We start from the raw sequence: 13,099 nt of genomic DNA, 5'->3' as shown, positions 1-13,099 counted from the left end.
TAGCTCTGCGCCCATTCACGCAACTCCCACACGCTGGCGCTCATCTCGCAGGGACGGTAGCTTTTGCCGGGCGTTGAACTGAAAGTGCTCGCGGCCCACAACCGACAACTCGGCGACGCCACGCCGCAAGGCTTCACTCAGTTTGGGGATCTGGCTGAGTACTGACGCAACGTGCGCCTGCAGACTTTGGCCCACCTCGCTATCGGGTAGATCCAACGCCACTTCCACGCGGTCCCGCCCCAACTCGACCGACTTGAGTGTGACCTGGCAATAGGTTGCATCCACGCCCGCGGCGGTCAGTTGCTTGCGCACAAGGTCCAATCGAATCTTGTGCCCTCCCAGACTGAATTCTTCTTCTACTCTGTCGCCGATGCTCAAGTAATAGGCCGCGTCACCCGAGACTGAAAAGAGCTCGCCGTAGTCGCCAATGCGATAACGAATAAGCGGCACCACAGGCGCTTTGAGATCGGTGACCAACAGTTCACCTTGCTCGCTGACCTCCACGAAAAACCAGTCGGAAAGCACCAAGTGGTGGCCCGCACTCATCTGTGGAGTATTGATCGCGGCAAAGCCCAATTCCGTCGCACCGTAAATGCTATAGAAAGACGCCTGCGGCCACTGTTCACTCACGAACTCGCGCTTGGAGAGGTGGAAGGCTTCGCCGACAAAAACAATCTTGCGTATGGGCAACGACACACCGGCACTCAGTGCGGCCTGAGCAACTTGCACAATCCCACTGGGTGACCCCACCAGGACATCAGCAGAAAAACGTTCCAGCAAATCGAGCAAGAGTGCGTTATTGGACAGGGTATCCGGCCGGCCCACAGGCAGGATGGTCACCCCAATATTCTCAAGCAACCGGCACATGCCCTCGTAGCTGTTACCCAGGCCGCCAGCCGTGAGCAGGTTTGCCACAACGTCATTGGCACTGAATACGTGCTCGGCCATGGCCTGGCGTACTTGGTAGGGGTAGCTGTTTTCGGTAACTCCCTGCAGGAACTTATTCGCCAGAATCACAGGGCTGCGGGTAGTGCCCGAGGTCGAAACGACATAACAGCCCTGCATTTTGCCGGCCGCCAGCAGTTGCCGACCCGACGCTGCCAGGGCGCTTTTATCCATGACGGGGTAGGCGTCGATAAACCCCTGATAGTCCGTTACCGTTTGCAGCGAACCAGGGTAATCCTCACTGATATACCCCATCACCATTTGATTAAACTTATCGACTGGAAAAGCTGTGCGGCGCTGGATTGTTTTCATTGTGCAATCCTTATAATCAAGCATCGACTCGGCGAAAAATCATGGATGCGGCAAGCCCGCCCATGCCAAAAGAGTTCTTGAGGCAATATTCAATATGGGCGCTGCGCGTTTCGCCTATGACATTGGCTGAACACTGCGGGTCTTTCACATCAAGATTACGCGTGCCTGGAATAAAGCCTTCTCTCAACGCAATCAAGGTATTAAGCGTTTCCATGGCCCCGGCGGCAGCGATCATATGCCCATGCAACGACTTGTTCGCGGTGACCGGAACAGCCTCGGACAACACCGAACAAATCGCGGCGGACTCATGCAAGTCGTTCAACACCGTCGACGTGCCGTGCGCATTCACCAGGCCTATTTGGCTTGCATTCAACTGGGCACTTGCCAGTGCGCGCGTCATTGAGAGTTTCATTTCCCGGCTGTCAGGGTCGGGTTTCACAATATGACTCGCATTCATGCTCGCCCCATACCCCACGACTTCCAGCAACGGCACGGCCCCTCTCTTGAGCGCGCTGGTGTATGTTTCCAACAAGAACAGTACCGCCCCTTCCGCCGGCACATAGCCTGAGCGGCGCGTATCAAAGGGGCGCGACAATCCATCAGGCGGTAAAGCGGCATCGGTACAGATCACATCAACCGATTCCAGGCCTACATAATGTTCAGGCGTGACCTTGGCACTGGCGCCCCCCACTATTGCCGCGTCGACTCGCCCGCTCGCCACCTGTTCAAAGCCGGTGCCAATCGCTTGTAACGATGCAGAGCAAAGACCGACGTGCACCATGGTCGGGCCGTGGAACGGAACGTGCGCATGGACCTGACGTAACAACTGAGTCGGGTCCATACGGGAAAAGTCACTGATTCGATAGTGCTTTTCCATTACCGCGGCCATGTTTGTAAAGGCGTTATCCGCGTTTCGTTCCAAGTCGTAAACGAAGTCCACGGTCTGATGAATATCAGGAACAGGCTCATCCACCCCGAGAAAACAACCAATACGCTCTGGCGCGAGATGACTTAAATCCGTGCCCGGCCAGGCCAACAAACCCTTGATAGCGTTACTGACATAAAGCTCATCCCATGAGCGGCTGCGCCTGGAGGCCGACGCGGGTGTATTGCCTACTTGTGGAATACCCGCGAAATGGCTCTTGAATGTCCCCGTGTCAAACTTGTGGATTTCGCGAATCCCCGACGTTCCTTCGCTGAGTGCCGCTCTTACTGAATCGTAAGTATCACCCAAGGGCGTGCAGCAGCCGAGAGCGGTGATCACTACACGTTCTCTCATGATAATTCTCCCGACAATGCTTGATCAGGAGTTAAATGCCTTAGCTTTTTGACTACCGCACAGGCACAACCAATCCCGATTCCCATCCCGTTCACCAATAGTGTGCGCCCGACCTCGATGCTTTCATCTGCCAAGGCGCACCCCAGATCCACCAGGCCGCTGGTGCTACCGGCGTAGCCTGTGTAAGGCTTGTAACGGCGAACGTCGGCCTCAGGCATGATCTTGAAGACCGCAGCGTCCTCTACCTGGCGCAAGTTGGGTGCGCCATTGTCATACATGATGACCACAGGATGCGTGTCAATAACCGCAGCCGGCAGGCATTGCAGCAAGGCCTCCCAATCCGCTTGTTTTGAATATATCTGTGCGTCAAATCGGCTATAAACCGCAACGATTTCGGCCAGTGCAACATGACCGGAATGTTGCAGCAGGGTGGTATTTTCAAGCATCAACGCCACCGCCCCGTAAGTCACGCTGACTTTATCGGCAGTGGCGTCGACGGGGTCTGTTTCAACCAGCCCCATCTTCCGAAAAGCCTCCAGGTTATCGGCTTTGGTCATATCGCCGACCGCACACAACAGGGCACCGCCCTGCTCGGCATGTTGCAGCTTGAACAGCGCCTGTTCCAATAAAGACAGCCCGCCCAACGACATACTGCGTAAGGGATACCCACCACCGGTAAAGCCAAAATATTTGGCAATGTGGTACAGGTTATTAGTCGGTAACTTACGGAACAGCCTCAGTGGGTGAACAGCGCCTGCGACCCGACCTAATTCAGCGTGTATAGATTCTGCTGACAGTTCCGGGTGTTTCATTCGGTAGTCGTAGAGAATCTCATAAAAGTCGCGGACGATTTCTGCGGTTGTATAGACATTGATCTCTGCCCGCGCCGCTTGATCAAACGCGCCGCCTTGTTCTGCCATGGCGCAGGCGGCGCCTGAGACCAATAGACTGTGTATGGCCGCATCGGACAAGATCGCCCGGTCTTCGCGGGCAATATGTTTAGCTAACTGTGCAGAGAGCACCGCCGGCACCTTGGCCCGTTGCCTGGCGGCTATGGGGAGGATGTCTTGCCGGCCGATATCCGCCAGGTCGAACCCTGATTGTCGTACGGCGAGGCCGGTGATGAAGACACTAGCCATGGGCAAGCGCCTCTAGGCGCCGAGAGCAAAACTCCGGCGTCCAGAAACTACCGATCTTATCCGGCTGAATAACAGTACTGTCAGGAACTTGAAGTATTTCGCTGGCCACTTCCCAGCCCTTGGCTGTCCACTGGCGATCCACACAGAGTGCCGGATCAGCCTGCATTTTATGAAACGGCCATAAGTGTTCGGGCTCAACCTGGGGGTTGATCTGCGACTTAACTTCAAAACAGAAATCAATGAAGTCAATGGACGTAAATCCGATTTGGTCGAATGACTTATCGCTGGGTATTGCGTCGGGACCTTCGAGAAACAGAATATCTGCTGCAATTTGTTTTACTTTGATCAGATACATAGCGATCACACCCCTTCTTCCATGTTTTGTAAAAAACGAGAGCGGCATAAAAGTCAGTCGACTTTATTGTTCTTATAATTGGATCCAATAGATGCTAAACAAATAGCTATAAGCTTGTCAAAATATTTTTTACACATAAAAATCAGACACTGATGAACGGCTGGCACTATTTAATGGATGATAAAAATCGCAGCGCTTTAACCCGCACTGTACGGCCCCTCACTTGCTGTTTAGTTGAATCTACAGCCAATAAAACGGTTAGACGGGCGCCATGGCAATTTCACTTGTCACTTCCCTGTCACGTTTGGCCAGCAACGTGTAGACGCAGGGCAAAACAAATAAGGTGAATAAAGTTCCGATCGACATCCCGGTGGCAATCACCATGCCGATGTCATATCGACTCACAGCCCCAGCCCCCGTCGCAAAAATCAGCGGCACCATGCCAAATACCATGGCAGCCGTCGTCATCAACACCGGCCTCAGGCGAATCGCCGTCGCTTGCTCCACCGCCTCCCGCGGCGATAGCCCTTTGTCTCTGCGCAGCTGGTTGGCAAACTCGACGATCAGAATCCCATGCTTGCTGATCAACCCGATCAGCGTCACCAACCCTACCTGGGTATAAATGTTAAGACTCGACCACCCAAGGAACAGCGGAATCAACGCCCCGCAAATGGATAACGGCACTGTCACCAGAATCACCAGCGGGTCGCGGAAGCTCTCAAACTGCGCCGCCAGTACCAGGAAAATAATCGCCAGCGCCAAGCCGAATGTCACCCATAGCGCCTTGCCTTCCTGCACGAACTGGCGCGATTCCCCGCTGTAGTCGAACGCATATCCCGGCGGCGCCTCTTCAATGGCAATCTGCTTCACCGTTTCAATGGCCTCCTCCATGCTGACCAATGGAAAACCCGAGATCAATGCAGAATTGAGCTGCTGGAACTGGTTCAACTGCCGTGGCCGCGCGCGGTCTGTAATGCTGATCAAGGTCGACAGCGGCAATAATTCACCCTGGGTATTTCTGACGTAGTAGCTGTTCAGCCATTCGGGGTTGTCACGGTACGCACGCTCAACCTGTGCAATGACCTTATAGCTGCGCCCTTCGAGGGTGAACCGGTTTATTTCCGCCTCACCCAACAACGTCGCCAGCGTGCTGCCGAGGTCCTGCATCGACACGCCCATCTGCGATGCCTTGGCGCGATCGATCTCCACCACCACTTCCGGCTTATCAAACGCCAGGTCGATATCGACAAAACCGAACTTGCCCGATTGCATCGCGCGATTTTTTACGCGCTCGGCCACTTTCAGGAGCGACTCATAATCCTGAGCAGTATTGATGACGAAACCAAAGGGCAGGCCTTCGCCAGTACCGGGCAGAGAAGGCAGGTTGATACCAAATATTTGCAAACCTGGGATCTGCGCCAAGTGCGCCTGCAATTCAGGCAGGATCTGCATCTGAGTGCGACTGCGCTCATTCCACGGCTTGAGCAGAAAACCGCCTATGCCTGACTGCACCCCGTTGTAGCCGTTGATCTGGAACGACGAGTAGTACTCTGGGAATGTCTTGAAGATCTTGATGAATTCATCAGTGTAGGTATTCATGTAATTCAGGTTGGTCGGCTGAGGTGCGCTGGCCATCATGAAAATGATGCCCTGGTCTTCGGAAGGCGCCAATTCCGCCTTGGTGAAGGTGAGAAACACCGGAATCAGGCATAGCACGATCAGCGCGAAGACCACCACCACCGGCCGCGTGTTCAACGTACCGTGAAGCATGCGTTGATAACGTCGTTTGAGCCGGTCAAATACCCGGTCCAACCGGCTCGCCAGCCCGGAAGCGTTTTTGTCATGGCGCAGCAGCAGGACACACATCATTGGCGAAAGTGTCAGCGCGACGACGCCGGAAATCACCACGGCACCGGCCAAGGTCAAAGCAAACTCTTTGAACAGGGCCCCGGTCAGCCCGTCGAGAAAACCGATCGGGGCATAGACCGCCGCCAAGGTGATGGTCATTGAGACAACCGGCAGGGCAATTTCCCGCGCGCCCTCCAATGCTGCGTCCAATGGGCGCTTGCCGTCCTCGATATGCCGGTGAATATTTTCGACCACCACGATCGCATCATCCACAACCAGGCCGATGGCTAGCACCATCGCCAGCAGCGTCAGCAAATTGATGGAGTAACCCATCATCTGCATGAAAAACAGCACGCCGATCATCGACAGCGGAATGGTGATCACCGGTATCACCACCGAACGAAGCGCCCCCAGAAACAAGAACACCACCACGATGACAATCAGCACGGCTTCAAACAGCGTTTTCACCACCTCGTTGATGGACGCCTGGATGAACAAGGTGGCGTCGTAGGCAATATCAACCTTGAGGCTGGGCGGCAACTGGGCCTCCAGCTCAGGCATGATTTTGCGCACTTCCTTGATCACCTCCAGTGGGTTGGCGCTCGGCGCGGCCTTGATTGCGATGTACACAGAGGGCGTGCCACCAAAGGAACTGATCGCGTTGTAGTTTTCCGCGCCCATCTCCACCCGTGCTACATCGCGCAGCAGCACCCGGCTGTCACCGTCGGTTTTGAGCGTGATAGCCGCGAAGTTTTCGGCGGACTTAAGTTCGGTAGTGGCGTTGATACTGGTAACCACATACTCGCCCTTTACCTCGCCTGCGGCCGATAGATAGTTGTATCGGCGCACCGCTGCCGTGACGTCATTGGCAGTCAGGCCGAAGCCGGCAAGCTTCACCGGGTCCAGCCAGATACGCATGGCAAATACCTGACTGCCGAGGATTTCGGCTTCGGCCATGCCGGGCAGTGTGGTGAGCTTGGGTTGAATGACCCGCGAAAGGTAGTCGGTAATCTGCGAGTTATTCAATTGCTCGCTGGAGAAGCTGATATACATCAGCGCGGAGGCTTCGGCGGACTCCTTGCTCAGCACAGGGTCTTCAGCATCCGCAGGTAACTTGTTCTTGACCTCGTTGGCCTTGGCCAACAACTCGGTAAACAAACGGTCGCTGTTGGCACCGATGCGCGCGTAGATCGAAATCACCGAAAAATTCTGGCGACTGACCGACGTCATGTAGTCAATCCCCTCGGCACTTGCCAGGCTTTGCTGCAAAGGCTGAGTGATGTAGCCCTGAATCGTCTCGGCATTGGCGCCAGGGTAGGCAGTGGTGACGGTGATCAGGGCGTTTTCCATTTTCGGAAACTGGCGCAGCGCCAACTTGCTGTAGGCCTGAAACCCCAGCAGCACGATGAGCAGGCTGACCACCAGGGCCAGCACCGGCCGACGGATGAAGATGTCGGTGAACTTCATAGCGCACCTTCAACGCGAGCCTGTCGATCGGCCGGCTGGTTCTTGTCAGGGCTGATGGTGATAGGCGTTCCCGTATCCAGCTTCAGCTGGCCAGCGCTGACGACTTGCTCGCCCTGTTGCAACCCGCGGGTCACCAACACCAGGCCACCCCGCCGCTCTCCGGTTTCAACAAAGCGCCGCTCGGCAATCAGCAGCGGCTGGCCGTCTGCATCTTTCTCCACGCTGCCGTCCTCGGCCTTCTTTTGCGCGACCGCGTACACCGAATTACCGTAAAGGGTGTAGGTAATCGCGCTTTCCGGTACCACGATATGAACCGTCGGATTGGGCAGCAGCACCTGCAGATTGGCGAACATGCCCGGGAGCAGTTTGTTATCCGGGTTCGCCAGGGTAGCGCGCACCAACACATTCCGTGTGGTGGTCTCGACCTTGGGGTTGATCGCGCTGACGGTGCCAGGAAACATCTGTTTCGGATAGGCCGAGACTTCTACCTGCACGCCTTGGCCGATCGCAATCTTTGGCACCGATTGCTCAGGGATATAGAAGTCGACGTAAAGACTGCTGAGGTCCTGCAACGTGGCAATCACTGTCCCGCTGGCCAGATAATCCCCAACATCCACCTGGCGAATACCAATGACCCCGCTGAAGGGCGCAAGAATGTGCTTCTTGGCGAGGGTGGCCTTGAGCTGGTTCACCGTGGCTTTGTTTTTTTGCAACTGGGCTGAAAGGCGGTCGAACTCGCCCTTGGAGATGGCGTGATCACCAACGAGTTGGCTGCCGCGCCCATAATCCAACTGTGCCAGTCCAAGATCTGACTGGGCGGTTTCCAATTGCGCCTGCTCTACCGCACTGTCCAGCCGGACCAGGGGTTGCCCGACCTGAACCTTTTGCCCCGACTCGAACTGCACGTCCTTGACCGTCCCGGCGGTCTCCAGGCTCAGGCTCACACCGCGCAACGCCTTGAACGCCCCCACGGCCGGCAAGCGCTGCTGCCAGGGCTGCTCAACCGCAGTCACCACTGCCACGCTGACGGGCGGTTGAGGCTTGGTAAAACCCTGAATCTGTTGATAGATGGCAAACGCCTTATAGGCCGCCAACATCAACACCACAACCAGAGAAACACCCAACATGATCAGCATGCGACGGCGCAACATATTCCTAATCCTTGGAAAAATTTGAACACGCGAAGATGAATCAGCGAGCACATTACTCCGAGTATCAAAATGTTTCCAAGAGAGATTTTTGACAGTTTTTCGGTCGAGGAAGGCAAATCATTGTGCTAGAGCCCTGCGCGTCATTCGAGGGCCTGGCGTTCGACGGTTTCTGTCGCGGATCGGTAAGAAAATGCCGTGGGTGGCTGGAAAAGCATCTGCGTAGGTGCCGATTGCGCACCAAATCCAAGGCAAAAAAAAGCCTGCATCGCTGCAGGCTTTTCTCTATCTGGCTCCACGACCTGGACTCGAACCAGGGACCCAATGATTAACAGTCATTTGCTCTACCAACTGAGCTATCGCGGAATGCGCCGTATGTTACTGATTAAAAAGAAGAAGTCAAGCATTGAGGTGCATTTGGACGAAATCCTGCAAATTCCGCTTGCAGCCCGCTATACCGGACTGGCCATTTCCTTGGCCAGATCCAGCCACGCGCGCGCCGCCGGTGGCAGGTGTGCGCTGGCGCGCCAGGCCAGGGCGATGTGCCAGTCGGTGTGGGGTTCGTCCAACGCAATCAAGGCGATGCCCGCGTGCTGATGTTTGACCGCGAGCATGCGTGGCAGGAAGGCGACGCCCAGCCCGGCCGCCACCAGGTCAACGATAAAATCGATCTGCCCGCTGCGTGCGGTCACTCGGGGCGTGACGCCTTTGCGTTCACAGGCGGCGAGGATCTTGGCGTTCAGGGCGAAGCCGGCTTCGAACAAAATGAACGGTGAATCGGCCAGGTCGGTGAAGTCGATGCGTGTGCGCTTGGCCAGTGGGTGGTTGATGGGCAGTACCGCCATCAGTGGTTCATTGCGCACCGGCTGGTAGTCGAAGGCTTGGTCCACCGGCAACAGCAGCGCGGCGAGGTCGACCTCCCCGGCTTCCAGGCATTCGCGCAGTTTTTTGCTGCCGTATTCGGTGAGCTCAATTTCGATCTCCGGGTAGCGGCTGCGGTACGCTGCGAACATCGCCGCGAACAGCACGCCGCAGCCTACCGGTGGCAGGCCGATGCGCAGTACGCCGCGTTTGAGGCCGCGCAGGTCGTTGATCTCGGCCACCAGGTCGTTGTGTTCGGCGAGCAACACCAGGGCGCGGCGGTAGGCGATTTCGCCGGCCGCCGTCAGCTCGTTACGGTGGCCCAGGCGGTTGAGCAGCGGCGTGCCAAGCTCGTCTTCGAGGGTCTTGACCGCCTTGCTCACCGTGGATTGGGTCAGGGCCACCACTTCAGCCGCCTGGGAGAAACCGCCCTGGCGCACCACTTCGACAAACGCCCGCACGGTTCTCAGGTTCATCGGTATTCCTATAGCGACTGGATGCTAGTAATAAAAGTTGTTTTTATCATGCCAGCTTTTTGCTTATGGTGGTGCGACCCAGCTCTGTGGAGAACCCGTTCATGATCATCTCGTCCGCCTCCGACTACCGTGCAGCCGCCAAACGCAAGCTGCCGCGCTTTCTGTTCGATTACATCGACGGCGGCGCCTACGCCGAGCACACCCTGCGCGCCAACAGTTCGGACCTGGCCGAGATCAGCCTGCGCCAGCGCATCCTTCGCAATGTCGACAACCTGAGCCTCAAGACCCGCTTGTTCGGCCAGGAACTGGCCATGCCGGTGATTCTCAGCCCCGTGGGCCTGACCGGCATGTATGCGCGACGTGGCGAAGTGCAGGCGGCCAAGGCGGCAGCCAACACGGGCATCCCGTTTTGCCTGTCCACAGTGTCGGTATGCCCGATTGAAGAAGTGGCGTCGCAAAGCCCGCAGTCGATCTGGTTCCAGCTCTATGTGCTCAAGGACCGCGGCTTTATGCGCAACGCGCTGGAGCGCGCCCAGGCGGCGGGCGTGACCACGCTGGTGTTCACCGTCGATATGCCCACACCCGGCGCGCGTTACCGTGATGCGCATTCGGGCATGTCCGGGCCCTATGCGGCGCAGCGCCGGATGCTGCAGGCCGTGTGCAAGCCGCAATGGGCCTTTGATGTGGGCTTGATGGGCCGCCCACACGACCTGGGCAATATTTCCAAATACCTTGGCAAGCCCACCCACCTGGAAGACTACATTGGCTGGCTGGCGAATAATTTCGACCCGTCGATCAGCTGGAAAGACCTGGAGTGGATCCGTGAGTTCTGGAAAGGCCCGATGATCATCAAGGGCATCCTCGACCCCCAGGACGCCAAGGACGCAGTGAGTTTCGGCGCCGACGGTATCGTGGTCTCCAACCACGGCGGGCGCCAGCTCGATGGCGTATTGTCGACCGCCAAAGCCCTGCCGCCGATTGCCGAAGCCGTGGGCGATGACCTGACCGTGCTGGTGGACTCCGGCATTCGCTCCGGGCTTGACGTGGTGCGCATGCTCGCCCTGGGCGCCAAAGGCTGCCTGCTGGGGCGCTCGACGGTGTATGCGCTGGCCGCTGCCGGCCAGTCCGGGGTGGAAAACCTGCTGGATATCTTCGCCAAGGAGATGCGCGTGGCCATGACTTTGACCGGCGTGACCTCGATTGATCAGATTGACCACACCACCTTGGTTCAAACAGCCAAATAACTGACGTCAGGGCGCAACGACTGGGGTGAGCTTTTTAAACAGTCGTTGATTTATAAGGCGTTTTTTTAAGTTAAACAAACTGGCATGAATCTCGCTCTAACCCCTTTCAAGCAGGTTAAGCGATGACAAGACGTGTGGCAGGGCCCATGGGTTATAACCCATGGCAAAGCGGTTTAAACTGTTTCCAATGTTTTACGGAACTGAAGGAACAGTAAGGCGCTTGGCATTTGCCACTCTCGTGCAGCCTGTAAGACAGTTAAGTGCTTAGAGGCCGTCAGCTTATGAAATCACCTACCCAGACCAACGCAATTGACTTCGACAGTGCCAAATTGCAACGCCTGGGGTTTGGTCAGCCGTCCCTGCTTCCACGTCGCCCCACCACACTTGCGCAACTTCGTCAGCAACTGAGCCAGCAATTGCAAACCAGCCTTGAGCCGGAACGCATTTTGGCGCTGTTCTTTCGCGAGGTTCAGCGGCTGGTGCCGTTGGACGCGCTGCAATATCGCCATGAGGCCAGCGACTTGCGCCTGGAGTTTGGCCATCGTGGGCACCACTCGGTGAGCTACACCTTGAGCCATGAAGGCGAGCACCTGGGCGAGTTGATATTCCGGCGCAACCAGCGTTTGCTGGACGACGAATTGGCGCAGCTTGAGTCGTTGCTGTCGACCTTGCTGTACCCGATGCGCAACGCCCTGCTCTACCGCGCCGCCACCCGCAGCGCCCTGCGTGACCCGCTGACCGAAACCGGCAACCGCATTGCGATGGACCAGACGCTGCAACGGGAAATCGACATGGCCCGGCGGCACCTGAGCCCACTGTCCTTGCTGATGCTGGACATTGACCATTTCAAGAAAATCAACGACACCCACGGCCATGCGGCGGGCGACATCGTATTGCGCGCGGTCGCCGACTCGATCAAAAGCCAGTTGCGCAATGTGGACATGGTGTTTCGGTTTGGCGGGGAAGAGTTTTTGATTTTGCTGTCGAACACCGGCCGGGATGCGGCAGGTTTGGTCGGCGAACGCCTGCGTCGGGCGGCAGAGGCCAAGGACTATTGGGCCGATGGCAAGCGGATTGAACTGACGGTGAGCCTGGGTTGCTCGACACTGTTGGCGGCCGAGTCGGCAGAAAGCCTGTTGCGGCGGGCCGATAACGCCCTGTACGTGGCCAAGCGCGAAGGTCGCAACCGCTTGGCAATGGCGGGGTAAACCCCCGCCATCACGCTTACATCACGCCTCGCTGGCGACGCGAACCTGACGCTCGCGAACGGCTGCTGGCGCCTTTGCTTTTTCGTTCTCCAACCGCATGCAACTTTCCAAAAACAGGTACATGTAGTCGTAGCTCTTGCACACCGCCTGGCGCAGTTCTACCTGCAAGGCCTTGCTCGGGTTCATCCCCGCCAATGTGCAGATGATTTCCAGCGCTTCCCAAGGGTGGGCGTCGTCGTATTGCGCGTGCATCTTCAACCACTTCATGGCGCGCTTGCGGTCTTCTTCAGGGAAGGCGGCCGCATACACACCGGTCGAGCACACCACGGCAGACCACTCCCCGGTCGCCCCCTCGATCGCGTAGTTGGTCGCTGCAATCGCCACGATCAATGAATCAGCCGAACTGGTGTGCCAGCACCAGTGACTCAGTGCATGCAACTCCGGTGGTACGTTCTGCGCTTGCAACTCTTCCAGGCTTACACCGTGGGCGCGCGCCCAGTGCACCCAATAGTCGGCGTGGTTGAGTTCCACGCGAATATTGCGCATCAGCCACCGGCGCGCCATATCCTCTCCAGGATGACGGGCAAACTTGGTCTTGGTGAGGTTCTGTGCCATGTACAAGGCAAACTGTTCAACCACTGGCCAGCCACCGATCAGGTAGTGGCGCATGGTTTTGGCGCTGAGCGTGTTGTCACGCATGCGCTGGTACAGTTCGTGTTCGACAACCCGGCGCTTGCTCTCACTACAGTCCTGGATCAGTTGTTGCGCCCAGGCCGGGTAACTCGAGGCTTCCATAAGCGGGCCGGTTCGGTTGAAG

At 57.0% G+C, this 13,099-nt stretch carries 10 protein-coding genes and 1 tRNA gene; 2 read left to right on the top strand and 9 right to left on the bottom strand.

All coding sequences use genetic code 11. The annotated features are described in order from the left end of the window. Positions 1-15: 15 nt before the first annotated feature. The 8 genes from BLV67_RS24845 to BLV67_RS24810 all read right to left on the bottom strand — a co-directional run bounded on the left by BLV67_RS24845 (position 16) and on the right by BLV67_RS24810 (position 9,830). Positions 16-1,257: a phenylacetate--CoA ligase family protein gene (locus BLV67_RS24845; protein WP_065931368.1), complete on the bottom strand. Its 1,242-nt coding sequence runs from the start codon at positions 1,255-1,257 to the stop codon at positions 16-18. Positions 1,258-1,273: 16 nt separating this feature from the next. Continuing rightward, complete coding sequence (locus BLV67_RS24840; protein ID WP_065931367.1) at positions 1,274-2,536, bottom strand: beta-ketoacyl-[acyl-carrier-protein] synthase family protein; 1,263 nt, start codon at positions 2,534-2,536, stop codon at positions 1,274-1,276. After that, positions 2,533-3,675 carry a hypothetical protein gene (locus BLV67_RS24835; protein ID WP_065931366.1) on the bottom strand — a complete coding sequence of 381 codons (1,143 nt, stop codon included), beginning with the start codon at positions 3,673-3,675 and terminating at the stop codon, positions 2,533-2,535. The genes BLV67_RS24840 and BLV67_RS24835 overlap by 4 nt, the downstream gene beginning before the upstream one ends. Further along, positions 3,668-4,030, bottom strand: a complete 363-nt coding sequence (locus BLV67_RS24830; protein WP_139114107.1) for a phosphopantetheine-binding protein — start codon at positions 4,028-4,030, stop codon at positions 3,668-3,670. Before BLV67_RS24830 ends, BLV67_RS24835 begins: the two co-directional genes overlap by 8 nt. 258 nt (positions 4,031-4,288) lie before the next feature. Further along, positions 4,289-7,345 carry a multidrug efflux RND transporter permease subunit gene (locus BLV67_RS24825; protein WP_069786557.1) on the bottom strand — a complete coding sequence of 1,019 codons (3,057 nt, stop codon included), beginning with the start codon at positions 7,343-7,345 and terminating at the stop codon, positions 4,289-4,291. After that, positions 7,342-8,496 carry an efflux RND transporter periplasmic adaptor subunit gene (locus BLV67_RS24820; RefSeq protein ID WP_065931363.1) on the bottom strand — a complete coding sequence of 385 codons (1,155 nt, stop codon included), beginning with the start codon at positions 8,494-8,496 and terminating at the stop codon, positions 7,342-7,344. The genes BLV67_RS24825 and BLV67_RS24820 overlap by 4 nt, the downstream gene beginning before the upstream one ends. 287 nt (positions 8,497-8,783) lie before the next feature. Beyond that, positions 8,784-8,859 (bottom strand) — tRNA-Asn (locus tag BLV67_RS24815). A gap of 86 nt (positions 8,860-8,945) precedes the next feature. Next, positions 8,946-9,830 carry a LysR family transcriptional regulator gene (locus tag BLV67_RS24810; protein WP_069786556.1) on the bottom strand — a complete coding sequence of 295 codons (885 nt, stop codon included), beginning with the start codon at positions 9,828-9,830 and terminating at the stop codon, positions 8,946-8,948. Positions 9,831-9,931: 101 nt separating this feature from the next. Between BLV67_RS24810 and lldD the strand changes: the two genes are divergently transcribed. Both lldD and BLV67_RS24800 read left to right on the top strand, forming a co-directional pair. Then, positions 9,932-11,074 carry an FMN-dependent L-lactate dehydrogenase LldD gene (gene lldD, locus BLV67_RS24805; protein ID WP_065931361.1) on the top strand — a complete coding sequence of 381 codons (1,143 nt, stop codon included), beginning with the start codon at positions 9,932-9,934 and terminating at the stop codon, positions 11,072-11,074. 281 nt (positions 11,075-11,355) lie between these two features. Further along, positions 11,356-12,282: a GGDEF domain-containing protein gene (locus BLV67_RS24800; RefSeq protein WP_065931360.1), complete on the top strand. Its 927-nt coding sequence runs from the start codon at positions 11,356-11,358 to the stop codon at positions 12,280-12,282. A gap of 21 nt (positions 12,283-12,303) precedes the next feature. Here BLV67_RS24800 and BLV67_RS24795 read toward each other — a convergent pair whose 3' ends face one another. Beyond that, on the bottom strand, positions 12,304-13,077 hold the full coding sequence (locus tag BLV67_RS24795; protein WP_218177998.1) for an iron-containing redox enzyme family protein: 774 nt from the start codon (positions 13,075-13,077) through the stop codon (positions 12,304-12,306). Positions 13,078-13,099: the final 22 nt, after the last annotated feature.

It is taken from the genome of Pseudomonas salomonii (assembly GCF_900107155.1).
Lineage (GTDB): Bacteria > Pseudomonadota > Gammaproteobacteria > Pseudomonadales > Pseudomonadaceae > Aquipseudomonas > Aquipseudomonas salomonii.
This window is presented reverse-complemented; position numbering and strand designations above follow the sequence as displayed.

Excerpts from the sequence above, each read along its gene's own strand:
- BLV67_RS24845 (WP_065931368.1), bottom strand. The coding sequence starts at position 1,257 with ATGAAAACAATCCAGCGCCGCACAGCTTTTCCAGTCGATAAGTTTAAT.
- BLV67_RS24840 (WP_065931367.1), bottom strand. The coding sequence starts at position 2,536 with ATGAGAGAACGTGTAGTGATCACCGCTCTCGGCTGCTGCACGCCCTTG.
- BLV67_RS24835 (WP_065931366.1), bottom strand. The coding sequence starts at position 3,675 with ATGGCTAGTGTCTTCATCACCGGCCTCGCCGTACGACAATCAGGGTTC.
- BLV67_RS24830 (WP_139114107.1), bottom strand. The coding sequence starts at position 4,030 with ATGTATCTGATCAAAGTAAAACAAATTGCAGCAGATATTCTGTTTCTC.
- BLV67_RS24825 (WP_069786557.1), bottom strand. The coding sequence starts at position 7,345 with ATGAAGTTCACCGACATCTTCATCCGTCGGCCGGTGCTGGCCCTGGTG.
- BLV67_RS24820 (WP_065931363.1), bottom strand. The coding sequence starts at position 8,496 with ATGTTGCGCCGTCGCATGCTGATCATGTTGGGTGTTTCTCTGGTTGTG.
- BLV67_RS24810 (WP_069786556.1), bottom strand. The coding sequence starts at position 9,830 with ATGAACCTGAGAACCGTGCGGGCGTTTGTCGAAGTGGTGCGCCAGGGC.
- lldD (WP_065931361.1), top strand. The coding sequence starts at position 9,932 with ATGATCATCTCGTCCGCCTCCGACTACCGTGCAGCCGCCAAACGCAAG.
- BLV67_RS24800 (WP_065931360.1), top strand. The coding sequence starts at position 11,356 with ATGAAATCACCTACCCAGACCAACGCAATTGACTTCGACAGTGCCAAA.
- BLV67_RS24795 (WP_218177998.1), bottom strand. The coding sequence starts at position 13,077 with ATGGAAGCCTCGAGTTACCCGGCCTGGGCGCAACAACTGATCCAGGAC.